This window comes from Streptomyces tanashiensis, from assembly GCF_014648895.1.
In the GTDB taxonomy this organism is placed as follows: Bacteria; Actinomycetota; Actinomycetes; order Streptomycetales; family Streptomycetaceae; genus Streptomyces; species Streptomyces tanashiensis.
On record NZ_BMRZ01000015.1, the window covers coordinates 149,904 to 175,163 of the forward strand.

24 protein-coding genes are annotated in these 25,260 nt (G+C 73.0%); 9 read left to right on the top strand and 15 right to left on the bottom strand.

Annotated elements, in window-relative coordinates; genetic code table 11:
- Positions 1-40: 40 nt before the first annotated feature.
- The 6 genes from IE237_RS32005 to IE237_RS32030 form a co-directional block, all read right to left on the bottom strand.
- Positions 41-4,468, bottom strand: coding sequence for a golvesin C-terminal-like domain-containing protein (locus tag IE237_RS32005; RefSeq protein ID WP_440862298.1), 4,428 nt, complete (start codon positions 4,466-4,468; stop codon positions 41-43).
- A 216-nt stretch (positions 4,469-4,684) separates the two neighbouring features.
- Complete coding sequence (locus IE237_RS32010; RefSeq protein ID WP_189805678.1) at positions 4,685-5,920, bottom strand: ABC transporter permease; 1,236 nt, start codon at positions 5,918-5,920, stop codon at positions 4,685-4,687.
- A 2-nt stretch (positions 5,921-5,922) separates the two neighbouring features.
- Positions 5,923-6,585: an ABC transporter ATP-binding protein gene (locus IE237_RS32015; RefSeq protein WP_189805679.1), complete on the bottom strand. Its 663-nt coding sequence runs from the start codon at positions 6,583-6,585 to the stop codon at positions 5,923-5,925.
- A 65-nt stretch (positions 6,586-6,650) separates the two neighbouring features.
- The gene (locus tag IE237_RS32020; RefSeq protein WP_229843015.1) at positions 6,651-8,180 is read right to left on the bottom strand and encodes a permuted SH3 domain-containing protein; all 1,530 of its coding nucleotides are present in this window, start codon (positions 8,178-8,180) and stop codon (positions 6,651-6,653) included.
- Between the two features lie 92 nt (positions 8,181-8,272).
- Positions 8,273-9,271: a hypothetical protein gene (locus tag IE237_RS32025; RefSeq protein WP_189805638.1), complete on the bottom strand. Its 999-nt coding sequence runs from the start codon at positions 9,269-9,271 to the stop codon at positions 8,273-8,275.
- Positions 9,249-9,767 (bottom strand): hypothetical protein, encoded by a 519-nt coding sequence (locus IE237_RS32030; RefSeq protein ID WP_189805639.1) that lies wholly within the window; start codon positions 9,765-9,767, stop codon positions 9,249-9,251. The genes IE237_RS32025 and IE237_RS32030 overlap by 23 nt, the downstream gene beginning before the upstream one ends.
- 435 nt (positions 9,768-10,202) lie before the next feature.
- On the opposite strand from IE237_RS32030, the gene IE237_RS32035 reads away from it, so the two are divergent.
- The gene (locus tag IE237_RS32035) at positions 10,203-11,036 is read left to right on the top strand and encodes a MurR/RpiR family transcriptional regulator (protein ID WP_189805640.1); all 834 of its coding nucleotides are present in this window, start codon (positions 10,203-10,205) and stop codon (positions 11,034-11,036) included.
- A gap of 20 nt (positions 11,037-11,056) precedes the next feature.
- On the opposite strand, the gene IE237_RS32040 is transcribed toward IE237_RS32035, so the two are convergent.
- The 6 genes from IE237_RS32040 to IE237_RS32065 all read right to left on the bottom strand — a co-directional run bounded on the left by IE237_RS32040 (position 11,057) and on the right by IE237_RS32065 (position 15,072).
- The gene (locus tag IE237_RS32040; RefSeq protein WP_189805641.1) at positions 11,057-11,428 is read right to left on the bottom strand and encodes a hypothetical protein; all 372 of its coding nucleotides are present in this window, start codon (positions 11,426-11,428) and stop codon (positions 11,057-11,059) included.
- A 40-nt stretch (positions 11,429-11,468) separates the two neighbouring features.
- Positions 11,469-11,903, bottom strand: coding sequence for a roadblock/LC7 domain-containing protein (locus tag IE237_RS32045; protein WP_189805642.1), 435 nt, complete (start codon positions 11,901-11,903; stop codon positions 11,469-11,471).
- Positions 11,903-12,673, bottom strand: a complete 771-nt coding sequence (locus IE237_RS32050; protein ID WP_189805643.1) for a transcriptional regulator — start codon at positions 12,671-12,673, stop codon at positions 11,903-11,905. The genes IE237_RS32045 and IE237_RS32050 overlap by 1 nt, the downstream gene beginning before the upstream one ends.
- Entirely contained in the window at positions 12,670-13,056 is a 387-nt protein-coding gene (locus IE237_RS32055; RefSeq protein ID WP_189805644.1) for a roadblock/LC7 domain-containing protein, read from the bottom strand. The genes IE237_RS32050 and IE237_RS32055 overlap by 4 nt, the downstream gene beginning before the upstream one ends.
- Positions 13,057-13,208: 152 nt before the next feature.
- Positions 13,209-13,688, bottom strand: a complete 480-nt coding sequence (locus IE237_RS32060) for an SRPBCC family protein (RefSeq protein WP_189805645.1) — start codon at positions 13,686-13,688, stop codon at positions 13,209-13,211.
- Between the two features lie 49 nt (positions 13,689-13,737).
- Positions 13,738-15,072, bottom strand: a complete 1,335-nt coding sequence (locus tag IE237_RS32065) for a type III PLP-dependent enzyme domain-containing protein (protein ID WP_189805646.1) — start codon at positions 15,070-15,072, stop codon at positions 13,738-13,740.
- 114 nt (positions 15,073-15,186) lie between these two features.
- Between IE237_RS32065 and hutU the strand changes: the two genes are divergently transcribed.
- The 5 genes from hutU to IE237_RS32090 all read left to right on the top strand — a co-directional run bounded on the left by hutU (position 15,187) and on the right by IE237_RS32090 (position 21,440).
- The gene (hutU, locus tag IE237_RS32070; protein ID WP_189805647.1) at positions 15,187-16,851 is read left to right on the top strand and encodes a urocanate hydratase; all 1,665 of its coding nucleotides are present in this window, start codon (positions 15,187-15,189) and stop codon (positions 16,849-16,851) included.
- Positions 16,852-16,943: 92 nt separating this feature from the next.
- A complete protein-coding gene (locus tag IE237_RS32075; RefSeq protein WP_189805681.1) occupies positions 16,944-18,140 on the top strand; it encodes an allantoate amidohydrolase in 1,197 nt (398 codons plus the stop codon).
- Entirely contained in the window at positions 18,131-19,471 is a 1,341-nt protein-coding gene (locus tag IE237_RS32080) for a formimidoylglutamate deiminase (protein WP_189805648.1), read from the top strand. The genes IE237_RS32075 and IE237_RS32080 overlap by 10 nt, the downstream gene beginning before the upstream one ends.
- Positions 19,472-19,574: 103 nt before the next feature.
- Complete coding sequence (gene hutI, locus IE237_RS32085) at positions 19,575-20,744, top strand: imidazolonepropionase (RefSeq protein ID WP_189805649.1); 1,170 nt, start codon at positions 19,575-19,577, stop codon at positions 20,742-20,744.
- A gap of 69 nt (positions 20,745-20,813) precedes the next feature.
- Positions 20,814-21,440 (top strand): LysE family translocator, encoded by a 627-nt coding sequence (locus IE237_RS32090; protein ID WP_189805650.1) that lies wholly within the window; start codon positions 20,814-20,816, stop codon positions 21,438-21,440.
- Between the two features lie 29 nt (positions 21,441-21,469).
- Here the strand turns inward: IE237_RS32090 and IE237_RS32095 are convergent, their stop codons facing one another.
- The 3 genes from IE237_RS32095 to IE237_RS32105 form a co-directional block, all read right to left on the bottom strand.
- Positions 21,470-21,820 carry a VOC family protein gene (locus IE237_RS32095; RefSeq protein WP_189805651.1) on the bottom strand — a complete coding sequence of 117 codons (351 nt, stop codon included), beginning with the start codon at positions 21,818-21,820 and terminating at the stop codon, positions 21,470-21,472.
- A 90-nt stretch (positions 21,821-21,910) separates the two neighbouring features.
- Entirely contained in the window at positions 21,911-22,267 is a 357-nt protein-coding gene (locus tag IE237_RS32100) for a hypothetical protein (protein WP_189805652.1), read from the bottom strand.
- A gap of 169 nt (positions 22,268-22,436) precedes the next feature.
- Positions 22,437-23,324 carry an RNA polymerase sigma factor SigF gene (locus IE237_RS32105; RefSeq protein WP_189805653.1) on the bottom strand — a complete coding sequence of 296 codons (888 nt, stop codon included), beginning with the start codon at positions 23,322-23,324 and terminating at the stop codon, positions 22,437-22,439.
- Between the two features lie 222 nt (positions 23,325-23,546).
- On the opposite strand from IE237_RS32105, the gene IE237_RS32110 reads away from it, so the two are divergent.
- From IE237_RS32110 to IE237_RS32120, 3 genes are all read left to right on the top strand, one after another.
- On the top strand, positions 23,547-23,915 hold the full coding sequence (locus tag IE237_RS32110) for an STAS domain-containing protein (RefSeq protein WP_189805654.1): 369 nt from the start codon (positions 23,547-23,549) through the stop codon (positions 23,913-23,915).
- A gap of 83 nt (positions 23,916-23,998) precedes the next feature.
- Positions 23,999-24,418 (top strand): ATP-binding protein, encoded by a 420-nt coding sequence (locus IE237_RS32115; RefSeq protein WP_041129544.1) that lies wholly within the window; start codon positions 23,999-24,001, stop codon positions 24,416-24,418.
- A 119-nt stretch (positions 24,419-24,537) separates the two neighbouring features.
- Complete coding sequence (locus IE237_RS32120; protein ID WP_189805682.1) at positions 24,538-25,224, top strand: peptidase; 687 nt, start codon at positions 24,538-24,540, stop codon at positions 25,222-25,224.
- Positions 25,225-25,260: the final 36 nt, after the last annotated feature.

Sequence of the window (25,260 nt, forward strand, 5' to 3'; positions counted from 1 at the left end):
TGAGGAATCACCGGGCCCCCGCCGTCGTGCGGTGCGCGTGTCACGGCTTGGGCGAGTGCACCCAGTAGTTGTCGCCCTCCAGGACCCGGTTGTCCTTGCGGAACGTCGGGAACAGGCTCATCGCCTGCGTGTTCTGGTTGTTCGACATGCTGGAGCGGCCGCAGGGCTCGTTCCAGGTGGGCAGGTGGCCCCGCGGGTCCGGGATGAGGTGCCAGAGGCCGGTCGTCGTGTCCTTCTGCGCGACCGTGGTCAGGCACTGCTCGCCCTGGGTGATCCCCGGGCTGAGGTTCTTGCCGCCCCAGGTCCCCTTGATCGGCGCGCTCTGCCAGCTCGCCGCGAAGGGGAACTCGTCACAGCTGGGCACGTCGTTGGCGCCCAGCTCCGGCGACATCGTGGCCAGCGGGCTGCGCACCCAGGACGTCGGGCAGACGGTGTCCCGGTTGTAGGACACCAGGGTCTTGTTGCTCGTCGGGGGATCCGGCAGGTAGACGTCGTTGGACAGGAACGTGAGCGGCTCCTTGCCCTTCAGGCCGTATCCGCCGGGCAGCTTGGTCTGCATCAGGTAGATGTGGGCCGCCACCGCGGGGAACTTCTTGGTGTTGATGCTGTAGGTCGGCCGGAAGCGGGAGAAGACACAGCCCGGGGTGGTCTTCACCTCGACGTCGCAGCGGACGTCCAGGTCGCCCTTCTCCACCTCCAGCGGGATGCGGACGGCGGCGCCGTTGATCGAACCGCTGAACCTCCAGTACGGCGTGAGCAGGTTCCGCTCCGTGCCGGCGCTCGGGGTCCACTTCATCCGGGACACCTTGATGGCCGAGTGCTGGTCACCCGGCACCCAGGTGTTGAGGCCGGTCCACGGGGTGTCGTTCATCTGGCAGTAGCCCCGGCACAGGAAGTCCAGGTTGACCGTGGCCGTCGTGATGTCCGCGTCCATGGACTTGAGGCGCAGGGACGCCGTCTCGGTGACCGTGTCGGTGTTCACGTCGGTGTCCACCTCCAGCCGGTAGATGAACGTGGCGCTGCCCCGGGGGACGTCGTTCACGAGCCACGTCACGATGAGGTCGTCGACGACGCACGAGTCGGTACGGGTGTACGTGATCGACTTCTCGGCCACGGAGCAGCTCGCGGTCTCACCCGTGGTGGCCATGGTGGTCGCCGTGGTGGCGGCCCCGGCCCTGGGGCCGGCCGTGGGCGGGCCGGTCCGCGCCGTGCGGGTGGGCTCCGCGGAGGAACTCAGCGTGGCGGTCGTCGTCGTACCGGTGCGCGGCGCCGCCGTCCCGCGGCCCGACGCCGCCGAGGCGGTGCCCGACTGGGCGGAGGCCGCGTTCAGGATCGGGAAGAACGAGTCGCTCGCGGACTGCGGGTCCTCGACCTTCGGCGGCTCCGGGGCGTTCGGGTCCGGGTCGCCGAAGGTCAGGTCCGCCGGGATGCCGGAGTAGTCGCCGGGGACGAAGGCGATCGCGTCCCACGCGATGTCCTTGTCGCCGTTCCCGTCGCTGGTGAAGTTCGACAGGCTGACCTGGGGCAGCGTGTCGCCGAACTGGTAGGCGCCGAGGTCGACCCACTTGTTCGAGGCGTTGTCCGACTGGGAGATCGTCTTGGTGACGGTGCCCTCGACGGTCTCGATCCGGTAGTCGGCGATCTTCGTCTGCGCCCCGTGGTCCGGGATGTGCGCGTAGACCTTGGCCTGCCCGCCGGGGACCGTCCTGTTCAGCTTCCAGACGCCGTCGATGTACAGCCGGTGGCCGTAGTCCGGGTCCGGCTTGCGGGTGTGGGTGAACCAGAAGTGGTTGCCGTACGCGGCACCGATCTGGTGGGTGTCCATCTTGCTGGGGTAGGTGCCGTCGGCCCAGATGTAGTAGTTCAGCTTGAACGATCCGTCGGACTTCACCGGCCCACAGGTCCGCGCGTCCGAGCCGGCCGGGATCACACCGTTGGCGACGTCGTCGACGATCAGCGCGTTCGCCGGCAGGCCGCTGGAGCAGCGCGGCGGGTACGAGTTGGCGTCCGGCTGCTCCGGGTAGCTGGTGTTGAAGCGGTGGACCTGGTTGCCGCACTGGGCTCCGGAGCCGCAGTTCTTCCAGGTCACCGGCTTGTTCCACCAGCAGTGCAGCCAGTGCGCGTTGGTGTCCTTGTTGCCGCTGTCGAGGGTGCAGGCACCCTTGCCCTGGTCGTTGGAGTCGCCGTCGCCGATCTTCGAAGCGTCGCAGGAGTTGGACGCGTCGCAGAAGAGGTCGATCGGCGGCTTGGCGCGGGTGCGGTCGTAGGCGGTGGTCCAGTTGGCCGCGCGGTAGCCGGCCTGCATGTCACCGGGGGCGAACATGGCCGTGATGGGCCGGGCGGCCCAGCCGATGACCTTCTCCTCGTACGGCCAGTCCTGCGGGTGCGCGGCGTCGGCGTAGTTGTCGCCGCCGAGCGCGTTCTCCAGGAACGGCAGCCGGTTCGCCTTCCACAGCGGGTTGGCCGGGTTGTTCGTCCAGCCCACGCCCCAGTGGCCCGCCGCGTCCGCCTGGGACTGCGGGTAGAAGCCGGAGTTGTACGCCCACAGGGCGAAGAACCAGCTCTCGATCCACTTGGGGTGGCCGTCGTTGACCTTCATCCCCGCGTTGTACGTCTGGTTCCACTTGTCCGAGAGGATCTGCGCGCCGGCCGCGATGTTGGCGGTGTAGTCGAGCGCGATGGCCTCCTGCTGGAGGACCGACTTGGTCGGCTGGTCGTGGCCGGGCAGCCGCATGCCGTCGGTGGCCTGCGTGATGCCGTAGCCGCAGTCGGCGTCCTTCCAGTCGATCGCCCACGGGTCGACCTGGGTGCCGCTCGGGTTGTAGTCGACGCCGTAGTAGTTGCCGATCAGACTGTTGGAGGTGACGCCGGGCACCGCGTACCGGGTGGCCTGCCACATGTTGGACTCCTGGGCGGTGACGCCGAGGAGGATCTGGGCCGGGATGTGCCAGCGGTCGTTGGTGCCGTCCTCGGTGTCGAGCTGCCCGTTCGGGTCACCCGCGAGGACGATCGGCGGGAACAGGCCCTGCGGCTGGTAGCCGCCGGTGCCGGTGTTCTTCCAGTTCGGGTTCCGGTAGAAGTCCAGCCGGCCGACGACCGCCTGGTCCACCGCCCACTCGACCTGCCGCGGAGTCGGCTGGAACGCCTGCTTCCGCACGTCGTTGCGGGGCACCGCGCAGGTGCGCTCGGACTCGTCCTCGCTCGGGTCGTCCGGAGCGGAGGCGGCCGAGAGGTTCGTGGGCGCGGAGGCCGCGGTCCTCGTGCCGGCGGCCGTCCTCCGGGGCTGCGGGAGCGCCGGGGACGTCGTACGGCCCTGCTCGGCGGCCTTCTCGCCGCCGATCCGGTTCTGGCCGGGCACCGCGTCCAGGGTGACGGTCCGTGCCGTCCCCAGGAGCCGCAGGGTGGTCCGGGCGGTGCGCTCGGTCAGCGCCTCCTCGGGCCGGATCCGGCTGTCCTTGCCGTCCGCCCAGGCGGTGGTGACCGCGGCGTGGCCGTGGCTGGAGAGCAGGGCTCCCTTGGCGATGCCGCCGGGGTTCCGCACCTGCCGCGGCGGCGTGCCCGTGGTCGTGGCCCGGCCGGTGACGTAGACCGTGCCGTCGGCGGAGGACGCGAGGTCCCACGCGGCGAGGTCGCCGGAGGCCACCGTCCTGGCCCGGGACCCGGACCGCAGGAGCTGGAGCGGGTCCAGGTAGCGGGCGTAGCTCGTCGACGCCTTCCTGGCGTCGGTGCCCCTGGCGCGGTCGATGTAGGTGAGACCGCCCGTGGCGTCCACGGTCAGCTGGAAGGGGACCGCCTGGCTGCGGGCGATCTCCCGGAGCCGGCCCTGGGCGCCCGCGGCGACCAGCCGGTTGCCGTGCGCGGCGACGACGCCGGTCCTCGTCGGCACGGCCGAGGTCAGCTGCCCGGGGTACGCGACCGGGGCGCCGGCCCTGCCCGAGGCGGCGTCCACCGTGATCAGCCGGGTCCGCTGGGCGGTGTCGGCCTCGTACGAGAGCTGGGTGAACACGGCCTTCTCGCCCGCGCCGCAGCCGGGGCTGAAGTAGGCGAGCGAGGCCTGGAACGGGAGCTTGGTGACCTTGCCGGTGGTGAGGTCGACGGTCGCCGCGAAGGCGCCGCGGGCCATCAGCTCCGGCTTGTTGGTGAACGTGCGGGGCGCGTACGCCACGGCCGCCCGCTTGCCGGAGGCGGTGAGACAGGCGTTGCCGATCCAGGTGTCGGCCTCGAAGCCCGGCTCGGACAGCGTGGCCGCGGTCTTCCAGGCGTACCCGTTCTTCTCGTCGGCGACCAGGAGGTGGAAGCCCGTGCCGTCACCGGAGGTGGTGAAGGCCGTGTCGGTGGACTTCGCGTGGCCGCGGCCGAGGAGGGCGGAGCGGTCGGCGGGGGCGACGGCGTGGGGCCGCCCGGCCCGGGTGGGGGCCGGGGCCGCCTTCGGGGCGGTTCTCTGCGGGGGTGCGGGCTCGGATGCCATCGCCGGCATCGAGAGGGGCACGGCCAGCGCTGTGGCCAGCGCGACCGTGAGCGGCGCCGTGCGCCGCATGCGTATGGACTTCACGCTCTTCCTTCGTCGGTGGTGCTCGCGCACCGGGGGACCTTCCGGCGGCACGGCCCGGGGCGACGGCCCCGCGCGTCGGGCGCACGGGCGCTCCGGACCGCGACGAATGGGGGGAGGGGCGGATGCCGGACGTCAGCGGCGCAGCGCTTCGACGGGCTGGATGCGGCTCGCGCGCCAGGCCGGGTAGAGCCCGGCCAGCAGGCCGGTCACGAGGCCGATGACCGGGGCGGCGACGACCGTGGTGGGCTGGATGACGGGGGTCCACTCGCGGGCCATGGCGACACCGACGACGACGGTCACCCCGAGCGAGGTGCCGATGAGGCCGCCGAGCGCCCCCAGCACCCCCGACTCGGTGAGGAACTGGGCGAGCACGTGCCGCCCGCGGGCGCCGAGCGCGCGGCGCAGCCCGATCTCGCCGGTCCGCTCCATGACGGCGACGAGCGTGGTGTTGGCGATGCCGACCGAGCCGATGAACAGGCAGACGGCGGCGAGCACCAGGAACAGCTGCCCGAGGTCGCCGCTGACCCCGCTGCGCAGGGTGCGCGGGTCGGGCGGCGGAACGGCCCTGAGGTACTCGGGGTGGTCCGGGCGCACCGCGACCGGCACCTCGCCCGCGACCTGCTGCGCGGCGCCCACCCTCGTACTGACGAGCATCTCGGCCCCGTCCTTGGGCGGGCCCCAGATCTCCTGCGCGGTGCTGCGCGGCACGATCACCGACAGCAGCAGATCGGCCTTGCGTTCCGTGTCGTCGAGGATGCCGATGACGGAGAACGCCTCGTCGCCGATGAAGAGCGCCGGCTGGGTCTCCAGCGTGGTGATGCCGAGCCGGGCCGCCATGCCCACGCCGATCACGGCGACCCGCTGCCGGGTCGTGTCGTGCCAGCGGTCGTACACCCGCCCTTCCCGTACGGAGGGGCCGGCCGCGAGCAGCGCGCCCGACGAGGCGGCGACGACCTGGATCTGGCTCGCCGCGCCGGCGCCGGCGACGGGCGCGGAGCGCACCTCCTGCCCCTCGCCGAGCTGCACCGTCCACAGCACGCCGCCGTGCGCGACGCCGTTGAGCCGCTCGACCCGCTGGTCGGCGTCGCCCGGGAAGGCGAGGTCCTCGAACTCGGTGTGCTCGCCGCTGATGTCCTGGACGGTCACCTCGGTGGCGCTCAGGTCGCTGAAGCGGGCGTCGATCTGCGAGGCCGCGGTGGCGGTGAGACCGAGCACGGCGACGAAGGAACCGACGCCGAGCACGGTGCCGAGGGCCGTGAGCGCCGCGCGCGCCGGGCGCTGGAGCAGACCGGCGGTGGACTCGGAGACGAGGTCCCGCCAGTGGAAGCGGGACGGCTCGATGCCGTCGGTACGGCGACGGATCCGCATCTTCACGCCGCCCGTCCCTCGGTCAGCACGCCGTCCCGGATGGCGAGGGTGCGCGCACCCCGCCGTGCCACGGCGGGATCGTGCGTGATGATCAGGACGGTCATGCCGTCGCGGTGCAGGTCCTCCAGGAGTTCCATCACGGTGGCGGCGGTCGCCGTGTCCAGGTTTCCCGTCGGTTCGTCGCACAGCAGCAGCGAGGGACGCGCCGCCAGTGCCCGCGCGATCGCCACGCGCTGCCGCTCGCCGCCGGACAGGGTCGTCGGGATGGCCTCCAGACGGTGCCCGAGGCCGACGCGGACGAGGGCGTCGCGGGCCGCGGCGATCCGGTCCTTGCGGTGGGCACCGCCGTACACCATGGACAGCGTCACGTTCTCCACGGCCGTGCGGTGCGGCAGCAGGTGGAAGGCCTGGAAGACGAAGCCGATGCGGCGCCCGCGCAGCGCCGAGCGGTCCGCGTCGCTCAGCGAGCCGGTGTCGATGCCGTCGAGGAGGTACTGCCCCTCGGTGGGGGAGTCGAGCAGTCCCGCGATGTTGAGGAACGTCGACTTGCCGGAGCCCGAGGGCCCCACGATGGTCACGAACTCGCCCTTGCGCACGGTCAGTTCGCAGGGCTTGAGGGCCGCGACCGCGGGCGGCCCGGGGTAGGTGAGCCCGGCCCCGCGCATCTCGATGACGGGCGGGGCGGTCGCCTCGTCCGCCGGCCGGTCCACGGCGGTCGCCGTCGTCCCGGTCACGACGCGCCGAAACCGGAGGAGGCGGCGCCCGCGCCGGCGCCCGCGGCGACCCCGGTGATGACCTGGTCGCCCGCGGACAGCCCGCCCTCGCGCGCGGGCCGGATCTCCACGTAGCCGTCACCGGTGCCGCCGGTGCTCACGGGGACCCGGAGCCGCTTCCCGTCGGCGCGGACCACCGTCACCGCGGTCCTGCCGTCGGCGCCCGCCGAGATGGCGGTGACCGGGACGACGAGCACCGCGCCCTCGGTGGCGGCGGTCTGCACCGTCAGCCGGACGTCCTGCCCGGCCATGGACGCGTCCAGCGGCCTGTCGGGGGCGACGACCATGGCGTACCCCTGGGCGGCGGACTTGTCCTGGGCGCCCTCGCCCGCCCCGGTGGCGGGCTGGGGGCGGGCGAGCCCGGTCGCGACGGAACGCACCGTCGCCCCGGCCGACTTGCCCTCCCACTCGGAGAAGATCTCCACCCGCTGGCCGGGCCTGACCAGGCCCCGCTGGTGCTTCTGCAGGAAGCCCTCGACCACCAGGACGCCCGCCGACACGGTCAGCGCGTTCCCCTCGGCCTTGCCTCCGACGCCGGCCGCCACCGCGTCGACGCGGGCCGGGAAGCCCTTCAGGTACACGACCTCGGAGGCGGGCAGCATGGGGCCCGTCTTCGCCTTGATCCGGTCGAGACGGTCCTGGGTCTTCGCCAGGTCCTCACGGGCGCGGCGGAGTTCGACGGCCGCGTCGGTCCGCTCCCCGGGGCCGGCGGCGTCCGCGCCGCTCCTGCCCTCGGTCGCCGGCGCGCTCGGGGCGCGCCGCGCGGCGGCCTGGATGTCCTCGACGCGGCGGGCCGCCTCGGTCACCGCCTCCTGCGCGCCGGTCAGTTCCTCCTCGCCGCCGTCCTCGGCCGGCAGCGGGTCGTATCCGACGCTCCGGTAGAACGCCGTCAGGGCGGCCTTCGTCCCCGGCCCGAAGAGCCCGGAGCGGTCGCCGCCCGTGTTCTGGCCCCGCTCCCGCAGCGCGCTCTGGAGCTGGGCGACGTCCTCGCCCTCGGCGCCGGGCTTGAGGTCCCGGTACACCGGCACGTCGCCCTTGAGCGCGATCACGGGCCGCCCGGACACCTCCATCAGGACGCGTCCGGAGCGGAAGGTGTCCCCCGCCTTCACGTTCATCTTGGTGATGACGGGCGCGCCGCCCGCGCCGCCGGAGACGGCGGCGGCGATCGCCACGGTCTGCGAGGCGCGCACGGATCCGCGGAGGATCACCGCCTCCTTGAGCACGCGGTGCTCCACCGGGGCGGTGATGACGCTGGGCGGCGGCGCGGCGGTGTCGGCGGCGGCCTGGGCGGGCGACTTGATGACCCGGGCGGCGACGATGCCGAGGCCCGAGACCAGGACCGCGGCGGCGGTCACGGCTCCGAGCAGGCGTCGGCGGCGGGCCAGGGCGTTGCCCGGTCCGCCCGCTCCCGGGTGCGGTTCCCGCGGTGTTCCGGCGTGCTCCCACTCCTCGTCGACGGACGGCGGAGCCTCGGGTCCGTTACCCACGTCTGTTCCCCCTCTTCTGCGCGGCGCCCGCCCGGCGGCGGCGCGAGGCCATGGGGCGCCGGCGCGGCCGCACCGGCGCCCCCACGGGCGGTTCAGCCGCGGAGTGCCGCCTCGGCGGCCTTGACCGCGGCGGCGTTCTTCTCCTTGAGCTGCTGCAGGGCGAGCTGGTTCTGCTCGACCTGCTGGGTCTGGATCGCGGCTTCCGCCGTGTGCCAGACGCGGACGAGGTCCGTCTCCTTCTTGCAGTCGATGTCCGCCACGGCGGCGGAGATCTCCTTGCCGGACGTCTCGGCTCCCTCGACGCGGGGGATGAGATCGATCGCGGCGTAGGGGTCCGCCACCGCGTACCCCTTCTTCTTCATGCAGCCGGACCACGCCCTGATGCCCGCCTGGACCTCGGGGGTCTCCTGGGACTTCACGAGGCTGTCGTGGTCGAGCCGGCTGGAGAGCGCGAAGTCGATGCGCGCGCCGATCCTGTCGAAGGACGCGCCCTGGCAGCCGTCCTTGGGGATCTTCTTCCCCTGGTACGTGGCCGGTGCGGGTTCGGCCCGGGGGTCGAGGCCCTTGCGGCCGGTCAGGACGGCGACGGCGGCGGCCGTCAGCTTCGGCGGGGGCGGGTGCTCGACGGTGTCCGGCGGGATGCCGAATCCGTACTTCTCCGCCATCGCGCGGTCGGTGATCCCGTACCGCCGGGACATGTTGGCGTCGTCCGCGTTCGGCGGCGGGTTGGTGCCGACGGGCGGGAAGGCGACGGTGAAGCCGAAGTCGGCCATGCACTGCGTCTGGAGGCTGCGCGCGGCCCGCTCGATGACGACCGAGTCCTGGTACGTCTGCATGTACTGCTGGAGCGGCAGGACGAGCCCGCGGGCGAGTCCGGTGTCGGGCGTCACCTTGGGCCACTTCGACTCGTCGACTTCGGCGGCGGCCGCGCCGGCCCGCGGCGGTGCCTGTCCGGCGGGGTCGGTGTCTCCGCAGCCCGTCAGGGCGGTCAGGGCGAGACCGGCCCCGGCCAGGGCCGCCAGGGACCGCGCGAGCGGTCCCGGCGTGCCCGGCCGGAGCCGTCCCGGCTCACGCGAAGTGCGACGAGGCATTGTTGTTCTTCAGGGTGGCGTCCAGGTTGGTGCTGGAGGCGCAGGACCAGTAGTGCGGGATGGACTGCGAGTGGCCCGCGTAGCCCGAGTTGTAGTAGACGCGGTAGCCGTCCACCGTCGAGCAGTTGTTGGCCGAGGCGGCGTTGTTCTTCACCAGCTGGCCGGAGCCGTCGCCCTGGCCGGAGGCGAAGACGAAGACGTAGTTCACGGTGCCCGCGTCCGTGCCGTTGTACGAGATGGTCTCGCCGGCGTGGTTGTACTGGTTGCCGTAGAACGCCGCGAAGCTGCCGCTCGGGTTGCCGTTGCCGGAGCTGGCGACCGAGTGGTAGTTCATGTAGAGGTCGCCCTCGGTGCAGTTCCGGTAGTCGCAGTTGTCGCTCACGTACTGCGTCGTGACGGCGGCGGCGGGCGTGGCGGCGTACACCATGGTGATGCCGGCGGCAGCGGCGGCGGCGGCCGTGGCGCCCATGCGCGTACGAAGAGAACGGACCTTCATGGCTCCCCCAGAACTCGACGAATTCCCTGTTCCCGGAGCCGGTGGCTTCCGGACGCGCAGACGTTAACCGGCGGCCGGGGCGGGGGTCTAGGCCAATTCTCGGAGGTCCCGGGTGTCTGCTTTTTCTGACCTTGTTGTGATCATGACGGATGCGTTACGCCGGGACGACGGGGCGCCCGAAAGGGCTGACGACTCATCAATTGACGCTCTGGCCAGGTAGGTTGGATCACCTGACGAGGGGTCACGCCTCCCAGGTGAGGGGGTGATGCGGAGGGGGTCGATCGCCCGTCATGTGACGCAGGTCACTGCAACCGTCTTGCGATGCGAACCCTCCGGGGCCGGTGGTCCGGCCGGCGGTCGAGGGGTGTCGCGCCCCGCCCGATATGCATATCCTTATGCAGAAGCTTCGTGAATGAATAGACGGAAGGGGGCGGCATGAGCGACAGCCCGGCCGGTCGGCTGCAGGCGCTCTTCGAAGGGCACCGGCTGACGCCGACGCAGCGACGGATCGCCCACTGCATGGTGCGGCGCGCCGGCGACGTGCCGTTCCTGTCCAGCGTCGAGCTCGCCGAGCTCGCCGGGGTCAGCCAGCCGTCCGTCACCCGCTTCGCCGTCGCCCTCGGCTTCGACGGCTACCCGGCGCTCCGCAAGCACCTCCGGGAGAGCATGCCCGCGGCCGCCGAGGAGAACTCCGGCCACAACGAGTACCAGCAGGCCGTGCTCGCCGAGATCGAGAACCTCCAGCACCTCGCCGGCCTCCTCGCCGACCCCGCGCCCGTCGAGCGGGCCGGACGGCTCCTCGCCGGGTCCCGGCCGCTGCCCGTGCTCGGACTGCGGGCCGCGTCCTCACAGGCGCGGGGCTTCGCCTACTTCGCCGCCAAGGTGCACCCGGACGTCCGGCTCCTCGACGAGGGCGGCTCGATGCTCACGGACCGCATCGACGCGGCCGTACGGGCCGGGGCCGCGGCCCTGCTCTGCTTCGCGCTGCCCCGGCACCCCCGGGAGGTCGTCGAGGCCCTGGAGTACGCGCGGGCGGCCGGGCTCGCCGTCGTGACCGTCGCCGAGTCGGCCTTCGCGCCCGTCGCCGCCCACAGCGACCTGCTGATCCCGGCCGCCGTCGGCACCGGGCTCGCCTTCGACACCGCCTGCGCGCCGATGCTCCTCGGCCGGGTCCTCCTGGAGGCCATGGCGGACGAACTCCCCGACGCACAGGCGCGCCTGGAGGAGTTCGACACGAAGGCGGCGGCCCGGGGCCTGTTCGTCGAATAGGCCCCGCGCGCCGCTCCGGCTCAGACGTCCAGCTCGGCCTCGATCTTCTTCAGCTGGTGGCGGGCCATCGCCAGGTTCGCCCGGTTCTTGTCGAGCGCCAGGTAGAGGAAGAGGCCGTTGGTGCCGCGCCCCTTGAGCAGCCGGATCAGGTGGTACTGGGTACCGAGGGTGATCAGGATGTCCTCGATGTCCTCCTGGAGCCCCAGCATCTCCATCGTCCGGACCTTGGCCCGGACGACGTCGGTGTTGCCCGCCGCGGCCATGTTGAGGTCGAGCTCCTTGCCGCCGCCGATGGTGCCGAGCGCCATGCCGCTGGTGTAGTCGACGAGGGCCGCGCCGATCGCGCCTTCGATCGTGGCCGCTTCCTTGAGGGAGGTCTCGGTGTTCGCCATGGTGTCGTAACTCTTCCTTGTCGGTGCTGATCGGACGGATTCAGTTCAGGTCTCTGCGTTCCAGCGCGCCGTCGACGAGTTCGCCTATCCGGGCGCTGGACCTGCGGGCCTCCAGGTGGAGCCGGCCCACGTTGATCCGGGGTTCGGCGAGCAGCGTCAGGACGGCCGAGCCGCCCGCCGCGTACGTCGCCACGTAGCCGTTCTCGCCGCGGACGAGCAGCTCACGGAAGCGTCCCTGCCCGGTGGAGTCGGTCAGCCGCTGCCCGACGCCGAGCGCCGCCGCGGTCAGCGCGGCCACGCTCTCCGCCTCGCCGTCCACCGTGTCGTGGGCGAGCACGAGTCCGTCGGCGCTGGCCGCCAGGGCTCCGGTGAGCTGCGGCAGCCGCGCCCGCAGCCGTCTGAGCTCGCCGAGGACCTCGGCTTCTGCCGTCATGAGCTGTCTCCTCTCGGCGCGCATGCGCAGGGCACGCCTCATCACAGGTGTGCCTCCAGGGCGTCACGGAGCCGGCGCAGCAGGGCGATGTCGGGATCGGCCACCGGCAGGGTGGCCGATAAGGGCGGCGGCACGGGGCCGGGTTCCGGTTCGGGGGCGAGCGGCGTCTCGACGAGCCCGGCGGCGGCGAGGCGCCGCACGTCGAGCAGCGTGTGGAAGGCGGGCCGGCCGAGCAGCCGGGCCAGCTCCGCCGGGGTCCGCTCCCCGTCGGCGGCGGCGAGCAGCGCGCGCTGCCGCGCCCCCACGGTCTGACCGGGGGCGGCCGGACGCGGCACGACCGGGGAGGTGTCCACGGCGGCGTACGGCCAGACGGCGTCGAGGAGTTCGCGGCGGCGCACGGTCTCGCGCTCGACGGCCTCGGCGGAGACCGGCCGCACCGTCCCGAACCAGTGCCCCACCCCGTACCGGAAGCGGGTCGGCCCGCTGGTGGGGGAGAGGGCGAAGAAGGCCGCGTCGAAGACGGCGCCGAGGTGGCAGATCTCCAGCTCGCCGTCGTGCAGCCGGCCGCTGTCGACGAGGAAGCGGCCGACCGCGCGGTGTGCCCCGGCCCGGTCGACGGCCTCGTCCCAGCCCTCGCGGGGCAGCCGGCCGCCGGTGGTGAGGAGGACGTCGACGCCGGGGGCGGCGGGGGACTCGGCGTGCACGACCCGGCCGTCGACGAGGTAGAGCGTGCCGTGGTCGCGGAGCAGGGCGCCGGTGGCCTTCTCGGCGGCGAGCCGGACCAGCATCGGGGAGACGGCCGCTCTGCTCATCCGAGGACCAGCCGTTCGGCGAGGTCGCGGAGCCGGAGCCGGGCGAGGGCGAGGTTTCCGGCGTCGCGGTCGAGCCAGAGATGGAGGAAGACGCTGCTGTCGAAGGAGGTCTCGACGAAGCGGAGGACGTGGTAGCCGGCGCGGGTGGTGACGATCAGGTCCTCGACGGGCGGGCCCTCGCTGTCCCCCGCCGCGGTGAAGGAGTCGAACTCGGCCGCCGAGCGGGCGAGTTCGGCGGTCTCGGCGGCCGTGGTCTCGTGGTCGCCGACCGGTGAGTCGCCCGCCGTCCCGAGCGCGAGCCCGCTGGTCCAGTCGACCAGGGAGGCGCCCCGGGCCCCGGGCAGGGCCATGGCCTCCAGCAGGCACTCGTCGATTCCGGGCACGCGGATTCCCCTCCCGATGCGGCGTGCGAACGTGCGGCAGTGACGGTGACGCTACTGAACGTTCCGGTCCGGGGGAGGCGTTCTGGCATTTTCCATCGGAACATGCCGCTGTCTGACTCGAATTGATCCGAAGAGATCCGGTATCCGGGCGATCAGCCGCGCGACTCCACCGCGGTCGCGATCTCGGACAGGTCCTTCGCGAGCGCCTTCGCGACCGCCTTCGCCCCGAAGCGGGCGAGCAGCCGGGCGACGATCCCGGGGGCGCGGCCGCCGGCGGGCCGCGCGGAGAAGGCCATCCGCAGGGTGGTGGCCCCCTCGCCGTCGGGCGTCAGGGTGATCGCGGAGACGTAGTGCATGCCGTGCGATTCGGCGACCGTGACGTACCGGTCGGGCGGCTCGCACTCGGTCACGGTCATCTCCTCGGTGGCTTCCTTGCCCAGCATCCGCCGGGTCTCGCGCCAGCGCGTGCCCACGCCGAAGCCGCCTTCGGTGAGTACCTCCACCCGTTCGACGCCGGAGAGGACCCGGGGCATGTCCCGCAGGTCGGTGATCGCCTCCCAGACCCGCCCGGGGGAGGCGGCGACCCGGCGCTCGACGACGACGGAGGTGGTGTCCGAACCCGTTCCAGTCATGGCTTCATCGAAACCGGGCCGCCGCGCCCGCGCTACCGGAGACACCGCGTCACCGGAGGACCGCGGCCTGCCGGACCAGCGCGTCCGCCCGGGCCCCGCCCGCCTCGGCGACGATCTCGTCGAGCGTCTGGGCCTTCCGTACGGTCGTGAACGTCACCGCCCCGTCGTCGGCGACGGTGAAGCCGTGGATCCCGGGCCGGGGGAGGCTGTTGTACGCGTAGTGGTGGGCGAAGTAGTACGCGCCGGTGTCCGGGACCGCCACGACGTCCCCGGGGCGCAGCAGCGGCAGCGCGCGGCCCGTGGCGAGCAGGTCCCCGGCGAAGCAGGCGGGGCCCGCCACGTCCTGGACGGTGACGTCCCCGGTGCGGGGGCGGCCCTCGGAGTCGTACGCGAGGACGCGCAGCGGCCAGGAGTCGGGGGCGTAGACCGTCCGGGTGGCCAGCTGCACGCCCGCGTGGGTGACGGCGATCGGGCGGCCGCCGGAGGTCTTCGTGTACTCCACCCGGGCGAGGACCGTGCCGTGCTTGGCGAGCAGGGAGCGCCCGAACTCGGTGACGAGCCGGTAGCGGCCGTCGAGGAGTCCGGGGACGGTGTCGGCGAGCAGCCGTGCGTACTCCGCGTACGTCGGCGTCTCCTCGTCGGAGGTGAAGTTCACCGGCAGTCCGCCGCCGATGTCGAGGGTGTCGATCTGCTGCCGGCCGGCCGCCCGGTTGATCTCCTCGGCGAGCGCGTACGCCTTCCCGACCCCCTCGGCCATGAGCGCGAGCGGGATGCCCTGGGAGCCGGTGTGGGTGTGCAGCCGGGTCAGCCAGGGCCGCTCCAGGTACGCCTGGACGACGGTCTTGCGGGCGCCCTCGTCGCGGAGCGCCACGCCGAACTTCGAGGTGGCGGTCGCGGTCGAGAGCGCGCCGATCGAACCGGCTCCGACCTGCGGGTTCACCCGGAGCCCGAGCGGTGAGGCGGTGGGCGCGGAGGCGACGAGCGCGTCGAGGCGGGCCAGCTCCTGGAGGTTGTCGGCGTTGACGGCGATCCCGAGCGCGAGGGCCTGGCGGAGCTCGGCCGGGGTCTTCGCGGGGGAGTCGAGGACGGTGTGCGAGGGCGGGACGCCGGCGGCGCGGGCGAGGGCCAGCTCGCCGGGGCTCGCGACCTCGACGCCGAGTCCCGCCTCGTGGAGCAGGCGCAGGACGGGGACGAGCGGGGTGGCCTTCACGGCGAAGGCGTGCAGCACGTGGGCGTCGGTGACGGCGGCGAAAGCGCTGGTCAGAGCGGCTGCGGAGGCGCGGATGCCGGCGGTGTCGAGGAGGGCGACGACGGGTTCGGCGGGGGAGAGGAGTCCTTGATCGACGGTGGCTCGGACGGCGAGATCGCGACGGGAGGAGGCCATGCGGCCCAGTCTCGTCCATGCCTCGTCGGCGGCGTGGCCGGTACGCCCTGTTGACTACAACTATTCAGCAAGTCAGGATGTGAATATCTGAACGACATTCGAGGAGGCACCCCCATGTCAGGACCCCGCCCCGTGCGAGCAGCCCGCGGTACGGAACTGAGCGCCCTGGGATGGCAGCAGGAAGCCGCCCTCCGGATGCTCCAGAACAACCTCGACCCCGAGGTCGCCGAGCACCCCGACAAGCTCGTCGTCTACGGCGGCACCGGCAAGGCCGCCCGCGACTGGCGCTCCTTCGACGCCATGGTCCGCACCCTGCGCACCCTCAAGCAGGACGAGACGATGCTCGTCCAGTCCGGCCGCCCCGTCGGCGTCATGCAGACCCACGAGTGGGCCCCCCGCGTCCTCCTCGCCAACTCCAACCTGGTCGGCGACTGGGCCAACTGGGAGGAGTTCCGCCGCCTGGAGCACCTCGGCCTCACCATGTACGGCCAGATGACCGCCGGCTCCTGGATCTACATCGGCACCCAGGGCATCCTCCAGGGCACGTACGAGACCTTCGCGGCCGTCGCCGCCAAGAAGTTCGACGGCACCCTGGCCGGAACGATCACCCTCACCGCCGGCCTCGGCGGCATGGGCGGCGCCCAGCCCCTCGCCGTGACCATGAACGACGGCGTCGCCATCTGCATCGACGTCGACCCGCGCGCCATCGAGCGCCGCATCGAGCACCGCTACCTGGACGTGAAGGCCGACAACCTCGCCCACGCCCTCCAGCTCGCCGTCGAGGCCCGCGACGCCCGCCGCCCGCTCTCCATCGGCCTCCTCGGCAACGCCGCCGAGCTGCTCCCGCAGATGCTCGCCGAGGGCGCCCCGATCGACATCGTGACCGACCAGACCTCGGCGCACGACCCGCTCTCGTACCTCCCGGTCGGCGTCGCCTTCGACGACATGGCCGACGCCGCCGCCAAGGACCCGGCCGGCTTCACCCAGCGCTCCCGCGAGTCCATGGCCAAGCACGTCGAGGCCATGGTCGGCTTCATGGACGCGGGCGCCGAGGTCTTCGACTACGGCAACTCGATCCGCGGCGAGGCCCAGCTCGCCGGCTACGACCGCGCCTTCGCCTTCCCCGGCTTCGTCCCCGCCTACATCCGCCCGCTGTTCTGCGAGGGCAAGGGTCCGTTCCGCTGGGCCGCCCTCTCCGGCGAGGCCTCGGACATCCACAAGACCGACAAGGCGATCCTCGACCTCTTCCCGGAGAACGAGTCCCTCCACCGCTGGATCAAGATGGCCGGCGAGCGCGTCCACTTCCAGGGCCTCCCCGCCCGCATCTGCTGGCTCGGCCAGGGCGAGCGCGACAAGGCGGGCGACATGTTCAACGACATGGTCGCCGACGGCACCCTCGCCGCTCCCCTCGCGATCGGCCGCGACCACCTCGACTGCGGCTCCGTCGCCTCCCCGTACCGCGAGACCGAGGCCATGCTCGACGGCTCCGACGCCATCGCCGACTGGCCGCTGCTCAACGCCATGGTCAACGTCGCCTCCGGCGCCTCCTGGGTCTCCATCCACCACGGCGGCGGCGTCGGCATGGGCCGCTCCATCCACGCCGGCCAGGTCTCCGTGGCCGACGGCACCAAGCTCGCCGGCGAGAAGATCCGCCGCGTCCTCACCAACGACCCCGGCATGGGCGTCATCCGCCACGTCGACGCGGGCTACGACATCGCCGAGCGCGTCGCCGACGAGAAGGGCGTCCGCGTCCCGATGCGCGAGGGTGACTCCGCGTGACCCCGTCCCACGACGCCGCCGAGGCGCCCCGCGGCTCCGCCCGGGCCGCCTCGGCGGCGGCCGGGCGCCCCGACTCCCCCTCGTTCCACGCGATGTGGCGCAGCCTCGCCCCCATCGGCCGCAACGCGGCCTCCGGCGGCTACCGCCGCTACGCCTGGACCGAGGCCGACGCCGACTGCCGGCTCTGGTTCCGGATGCAGGCCGAGGCCCGCCGCCTGGACGTCGAGACCGACCGCAACGGCAACCAGTGGGCCTGGCTCGGCGACCCGACCGCGGGCGACGCGGTCGTCACCGGCTCCCACCTGGACTCCGTCCCCGACGGCGGCGCCTTCGACGGCCCCCTCGGCGTCGTGTCCGCCTTCGCCGCCCTCGACGAACTCCGCGCGCGCGGCGTCTCGTTCAAGCGGCCCCTCGCCATCGTCAACTTCGGCGACGAGGAAGGAGCCCGCTTCGGCCTCGCCTGCGTCGGCTCCCGCCTCACCGCCGGCCGGCTGACGAAGGAGCAGGCGTACGAGCTCCGCGACGCCGACGGGATCACCCTCCCGCAGGCCATGGAGGCCGCCGGGTACGACCCGGCCGCCATCGGCGCGGACCCCGAGCGGCTCGCCCGCATCGGCGCCTTCGTCGAGCTCCACGTCGAGCAGGGCCGGGCCCTGGACCTCTCCGGGGACGCCGTCGGCATCGCCTCCTCCATCTGGCCGCACGGCCGCTGGCGGTACGACTTCGCCGGCGAGGCCAACCACGCGGGCACCACCCGCCTGGTCGACCGCCGCGACCCGATGCTCACCTACGCCGAGACCGTCCTCGCCGCCCGTCGCGAGGCCGAACTCGCGGGCGCCGTGGCCACCTTCGGCAAGATCGCGGTCGAGCCGAACGGCGTCAACGCCATCCCGTCGCTGGTCCGCGGCTGGCTCGACGCCCGCGCCGCCGACCAGGGCTCCCTGGACAAGGTCGTCGCGGGAGTCGAGACGGCGGCCCGGGAGTACGCCGAACGCCACGGCATCGACCTCGCCGTCGTCCAGGAGTCCTACACGCCGATCGTGGACTTCTCGCACGCCCTGCGCGACGAGCTCTCCCGGATCCTGGGCACCTCGGGCAAGGTGCCGGTCCTCGGCACGGGAGCGGGCCACGACGCGGGCATCCTGTCCGAATCGATCCCGACCGCCATGCTGTTCGTACGGAACCCCACCGGCGTCTCGCACTCCCCGGCCGAATCCGCGGCCGAGGACGACTGCGTCGCCGGGGTCCTCGCACTCGCCGACGTACTGGAGGAGCTGGCGTGCCGCTGACGACGTACTGGCTGGAACACGCCTGGCTCGACACGAACGTCGAGCCGGGCGTGGCCCTGGAGGTCTCCTCGGAAGGCCGGATCGAGGCGGTCCGCACGGGGGTGGAGACGCCCCCGCCGGGCGCCGTCGTCCTCCGCGGCCTCACCATCCCCGGCCTCGCCAACGCCCACTCGCACGCCTTCCACCGCGCCCTGCGCGGCACGGTCCAGGTCGGCTCCGGCACCTTCTGGACCTGGCGCGAGGTCATGTACACCGTCGCCCAGCGCCTCACCCCCGACAGCTACTTCGCGCTCGCCCGCGCGGTGTACGCGGAGATGGCGCTCGCCGGCATCACCTCCGTCGGCGAGTTCCACTACCTGCACCACGCGCCCGGCGGCAGCGCCTACGCCGACCCCAACGCCATGGGCGAGGCCCTGATCGCGGCGGCGGCGGAGGCGGGCATCCGCATCACCCTCCTCGACACCGCCTACCTCTCCGCCGGCTTCGGCGCCGCCCCCGAGCAGCACCAGCTCCGCTTCACCGACGGCACGGCGGAGAAGTGGGCGGAGCGGGTGTCGGCCCTCAAGGAGCGCGACGGCGTACGCATCGGGGCGGCGATCCACTCCGTACGGGCCGTCCCCGCCGACCAGCTGTCCACGGTGGCCCGCTGGGCACAGGACCGGCAGGCCCCCCTCCACGTCCACCTCTCGGAGCAGACGGCGGAGAACGAGGCCTGCCTCGCGGCCCACGGCCGCACGCCGACCCAGCTCCTCGCGGACCACGGGGTCCTCGGCGCGCGCACGACCGGTGTCCACAACACGCACATGACCGAAGGGGACATCGCGCTCATCGGCGGGTCCTCCACCGGCACGTGCATGTGCCCGACCACCGAACGGGACCTCGCGGACGGCATCGGCCCCGCCGTCGCCCTCCAGCGCGCCGGCTCGCCGCTGTCCCTGGGCAGCGACAGCCACGCCGTCATCGACCTCCTCGAAGAGGCGCGGGCCATGGAGCTGAACGAGCGGCTGCGCACCCGCACCCGCGGCCACTGGACGGCCGCCGCGCTGCTCCGCGCCGCCACCGCCGACGGCCACGCGGCCCTCGGCTGGGCCGACGCGGGCACCCTGGAACAGGGCGCCCTGGCCGACTTCACGACGATCACCCTGGACTCGGTCCGCACGGCCGGCCCGGTACCGCGCCTGGCGGCCGAGACGGCGGTCTTCGCGGCGACGGCGGCGGACGTGCACCACGTGGTGGTGGGCGGCCGGGCCGTCGTGCGGGACGGAGCCCACGTCTCCGTCCCCGACGTCGGCCAGGCCCTCGCGGACGCGATCGCCGCCCTCAGGAGCTGAGCCCCGGGGGGTGTGGGCCATCGTTCCGCAGGACGGAACGGGTGGGCACACCCCCCGGGCCACCGGCCCGCACCCGACCCGCCCGCCCCCACCGGAGAGCACCATGACGACGACGCTCATCACGAACATCGCCACCCTCGTCACCAACGACCCCGCCCTCGGCGAAGGCCCCCTCGGCCTGATCGCGGACGCCGCCCTCGTCCTGGAGGGCGACCGCGTCGCCTGGGCGGGCCCGGCGGCCGCGGCCCCGGCGGCGGACCGGGCCGTCGACGCGGGCGGCCGCGCCGTCATCCCCGGCTTCGTCGACTCCCACTCGCACCTCGTCTTCGCCGGCGACCGCACCGCCGAGTTCAACGCCCGCATGTCCGGTCAGCCGTACAAGGCGGGCGGCATCCGCACGACCGTCGCGGCCACCCGCGCGGCGAGCGACGAGGCCCTCTCGGCGAACGTGGCCCGCTACCTCCGCGAGGCCCTCACCCAGGGCACGACCACCTTCGAGACGAAGTCCGGCTACGGCCTGACCGTCGAGGACGAGGCCCGCGCCCTGCGCATCGCGGCCGAGCACACGGACGAGGTGACGTACCTCGGCGCGCACATCGTCTCCCCGGACTACGCGGACGACCCGGCGGCGTACGTGGAACTGGTCACGGGCGAGATGCTCGACGCCTGCGCCCCGTACGCCCGCTGGGTGGACGTCTTCTGCGAGAAGGGCGCCTTCGACGGCGACCAGGCCCGCGCGATCCTCACCGCCGGCAAGGCGAAGGGCCTCCACCCCCGGGTGCACGCCAACCAGCTCACGTACGGCCCCGGCGTCCAGCTGGCGGTGGAACTGGACGCGGCGAGCGCGGACCACTGCACCCATCTGACGGACGAGGACGTCGACGCGCTGGCGAACTCGGCCACGGTCGCGACGCTCCTCCCCGGGGCGGAGTTCTCCACCCGTGCGCAGTGGCCGAACGCCCGCCGCCTCCTGGACGCGGGCGCGACGGTGGCGCTGTCCACGGACTGCAACCCGGGCTCCTCCTTCACCTCCTCGGTCCCCTTCTGCATCGCCCTCGCGGTACGGGACATGGGCATGACCCCCGACGAGGCCGTCTGGTCCGCCACGGCGGGCGGCGCGGCGGCCCTCCGCCGCACGGACGTCGGCCGTCTGACGCCGGGCGCCCGCGCGGACCTCGCCGTCCTGGAGGCCCCCTCCCACGTGCACCTGGCCTACCGCCCGGGCGTCCCGCTGGTGACGGAGGTCTGGCGCGCGGGCGTGCGGGTGGTCTGAGCGGGAGCCCGCGTCCGGACGGCCTGAAGCGCCGCCACCGAACGCCCGGGAGGCCTACCCTCAGGCGCCATGACGACCACCACCGCGCTCTGGTCCTTCGCCCTCGTCGTGGGTCTCCTGACCCTCACCCCGGGCCTCGACACCGCCCTGGTCCTGCGCACGGCGGCCCTCGGCCACCGGGCGCGGGCCTGGGGCGTCGTCGTGGGCATCCAGACGGGTGTCCTGGCCTGGGGAGCGCTCACCTCCCTGGGCGTGACGGCACTCCTCACGGCCTCCCAGGTGGCGTACGAGGCCCTGCGCTGGGCGGGAGCGGCGTACCTGGTCTGGATGGGAGTCCAGATGCTGAGGAAGACGGCCCGGGAGACCCCGGAGAGCGGCACCGACCCGGCGACCCGGGACACCTTCGCGTCCGGCTGGCGCCAGGGCACCCTCACGAACCTCCTCAACCCGAAGGTGGGCGTGTTCTACGTGGCGGTCCTCCCGCAGTTCCTCCCGGCGGACACGAACCACCTGGCGATGGGCCTCCTCCTCGCCACCGAGCACATCCTCCTCGGCCTCCTCTGGTCCACCGCCCTGATCGCCGGCGCCCGCCTCCTCTCCACCTGGCTCCGCCGCCCCGCCGCCCGCCGCACCCTCGACCGCCTCACGGGCACGGTCATCACCGCCTTCGGCCTCCGACTGGCCTTCGGAGACTGAGAGTTCGCCGAGCCCTTACGTCGCCCGTGTCAGTCCCGGTGCCCCAGCACGTTGACCACGCGGCCGTCCGGGTCGCGGACGAAGAAGCGGCGGACGCCCCAGGGTTCGTCGGTCAGGGGGTGGACGATCTCGGCGTCCGTCGCGCGCACCGCCTCGTACGCCGCGTCGACGTCCTCGACCTCGACGCTCAGGTCGGGGACGACGGGCGCGGTCAGGTCGGCGGACATCAGGCTGACCTGGGCCGTCGGGGCGGACGGCGAGGCGAGTGTCGTGATCCAGCCGTGGTTCATGACCTCCTCGAAGCCGAGCAGCCCGTAGAACGCGCGGTTCTCGGCCGGGGCGTGGGTCCGGAGGTTGGGGACGACGCGACGCACGCTCATCGGGGCTCCTGAGGGACGGCAGCGGTTCGTACGGCTCGTTCTCGGGGATCGCGGCGGGCGGGGATCCCCTGGCCCGCACCCTAGGCGCTCTCAGCGGAACTCGTGGACGACCCGGATCTCGCCGACGATGTGCGTGTTGAACTCGGCCAGCTCCTCCGCCGGCACCCACAGCTCCAGGATCGTCCGGCCGCCCGCCTGCCGGACCGGGTACCTGCGGAGGAACTCCGTGTCGACCTCGAAGCGGGTGACGTACCCGGCGCCGTCGTGCTTCACGTTCCAGTCGCGTGCGATCCGCACCGCGTAGTCCTCGTCGAGCACCGGGTAGAAGATCGGCTGCTCCGGCAGCCGCGGCGGCCAGGCGCGCCACCCCGACTCCCGCACGAGCTCCAGCTCGACGGGGCCGGTGGGGCGCCACAGGGTCGTCGTCGGGCGGGGGCTGCTGGTCATGGTGATGCGCTCTCCGTGTGCGTGCGGCGGATGACGGGAGCTGACGGTATCGACGGCCGCGGCCCGGCGGCCACCGGGTTATCCGGTGGCCGGGGGCCGGGCGGCCGTGAACGGGCCCGTTCCGCAGGCGCTTCGGCGGCGCGGGCGCGGCCCGGGGTGCCGATGGAGGTCACTCCTCCAGCGTCAGGCCCCGGCGCAGCCGGCCGAGGGTGCGGGCGAGCAGCCGGGAGACGTGCATCTGCGAGATGCCGAGCTCGGCGCCGATCTCCGACTGGGTCAGGCCGGTGACGAAGCGGAGGGAGAGGATCTGGCGCTCGCGGGCGGGCAGCGAGGCGATCATCGGCTTCAGGGAGGCGATGTACTCGATCCCGGTGAGCCCGTTGTCCTCGTAGCCGAGGCGGTCGGCGAGCGCGGCCTCGCCGCCCGCGCCGTCCTCCTCGTCGGGCTGCGCGTCGAGCGAGGCCGCGGTGTAGGCGTTGCTCGCGGCCATGCCCTCGACGACCTCCTCCGGCGTGATGCCGAGCTCCTCGGCGAGTTCGGCGACGGTCGGGGCGCGGTCGAGGCGTTGGGCGAGCGCGTCACCGGCCCTGGCGAGGTCGAGCCGGAGCTCCTGGAGCCTGCGGGGCACGTGCACGGACCACGAGGTGTCGCGGAAGAAGCGCTTGATCTCGCCGATGATCGTCGGCATCGCGAAGGTCGGGAACTCGACGCCGCGGGTGAGTTCGAAGCGGTCGATCGCCTTGATGAGGCCGATGGTGCCGACCTGGACGATGTCCTCCATCGGTTCGCTGCGGGTGCCGAAGCGGGCGGCGGCGAACCGGACCAGGGCGAGGTTGAGTTCGACCAGGGTGTTGCGGACGTACGCGTGGTCGTGGGTGCCCTCCTCCAGCTCGGAGAGCCGGGCGAAGAGCTGCTTCGACAGGGCGCGGGCGTCGACCGGGCCGATCCGGTCGAGAGGTGTGTCGAGCAGGCGATCGGGCAGGTCGACGACAGGGGGGAGGGGGACTGCTGCCGACGGCGCGTCGGGGGTACGCGGGGCGTCGAGCCGGGGTGACATGGGTCTCCTTCGGGTGCTTCTCGCTGCGGTTTGCGGCGCCTCCAAAGCCGGTTGGGTCGGATGTTCTCTTCTAGCCCTACCCGCTCGACCCGGATGGTTGCAAGTGGCAATAATCCGTTTCATGCCGGTTTGTGGGGTACCTCGTGTGCATCGGAGGGTGCCCCGCTTGTAGGGTTCGGGGCACGTCAGTCGGCATCCGCGAGAGCGAGAAGAGGCACGGCCATGGACCGCGAACACATCGGCAGCGCGCCGCCCGGGCGGCTGCGGGTCGAGGTCCGGGACGTGGCCGGGAGCGCGCTGCTCACGCCCGTCGGTGAGCTCGATCACCACACCGCCGAACTGCTGCGCACCCCTCTGGACGGCGCCCTCGACGCGGGCCGCGCGCGGCTCGTCGTCGACTGCTCGGGCCTGGAGTTCTGCGATTCGACCGGGCTCAACGTGCTGCTCGGCGCCCGGCTGAGGGCGGACGCCGCCGGCGGCGGTGTCCATCTGGTGGCGATGCGGCCCGCGGTGGCCCGGGTGTTCCACATCACGGGCGCGGACGCCGTCTTCACCGTCCACGAGACGCTCGCCACAGCGCTCCCCGGCTGAGACCGAGGCCCCACACCCCCGCACGGCTCCCCCCCCGTACGTCCTGTCCCCTCTGTCCCGTCGATCGGTGAGGTGAAGCGTTGATGGACCAAGCTTCCGACGTCCGGACGCTCGCCCTCGGCGAGACCAGCGGCACCGTGCCGCTCGCGCGTGACTTCACGCGGTCGGCGCTCCACGAGTGGGGCTGGCTCCCGGCCGCCACCGCCGACCGCCGGGCCGCCGCCGAGGACGTCCTGCTCGTCGTCTCCGAACTCGTCACCAACGCCTGTCTGCACGCCGAGGGTCCCGAGCGGCTGCGCGTCCTGCGGATGCCCCGGACGCTGCGCCTCGAAGTCACCGACCGCGGCGCCGGACAGCCCGCGCCGCGCACCCCGCACCGCTCCGGACGGCCGGGCGGACACGGCATGTTCATCGTGCAGCGGCTCTGCCTCGACTGGGGCATCGACCGCACCCCGGGGGCCCCCGGCAAGACGGTCTGGGCCGAACTGGCCGCACCGGCATAGGACTTTCACAAGTCCACGCGTTCCCCTGCCTTCCCTCCTCAAGGTCTCGGGCGTACCTTGACGCCCAATCTGAAAGACCGTCAGTTACGTTGCGGTGAGGGGTGCTCGGGGTGTCCAAGGTGCCGAACCGGAGGAGAACGACCGCCGCGCTCACGGCCGCGGTCGCGGTGGCGGGCGCGGCCGTGCTGGCCGGCGCACCGGCCGCCCAGGCGGCCGTCGTCGACGTCAACTACGCCTGCGAGACGAAGATCGGGCCCAAGAGCGCCGTCTCGCCCGTCGACATCAAGGCCGTCAAGGGCGGCAGCGGCTACACGATCACCATGTCGTTCGAGAAGGGGGTCTCCGACAGCCCGGTCGAACTCCCCAAGGGCGTCATGACCCCGCGCGCCGAGCTCGTCCTCGGCGGTGACGCGAGCGGCACGGTGAAGGTCAAGGGAACGCCCAACACGGCCGCCATCCCGCCGGACACCCCGATCAAGATCGGCACGCTGACCGGCACGTTCACCCCGAAGAAGAACGGCAAGGTCACCTTCACGGCGGGCACCCTCACCGTGCACGCCCTCGGGATGGACGCGGCCGTCTGCACCCCGAAGAACAACCCGAAGCCCTCCCTGGAACTCCAGGTCACGGGCGTCTCCGGAGGATCCGACACACCACCGCCCGCCGACGACGGCGGAGGCTCCGACGAACAGCTGCCCAAGACCGGCCCGCTCGACTCCGCCGTGGCGCTCGGCACCCTCGGCGGCACCGTCCTGCTGACCGGCGCCGCCGGAGTCCTCTGGCTCACGCGGCGCACGGCACGCTGATGCGGACGGCGGACCGTCCCGGGACGCGGCGGGCGG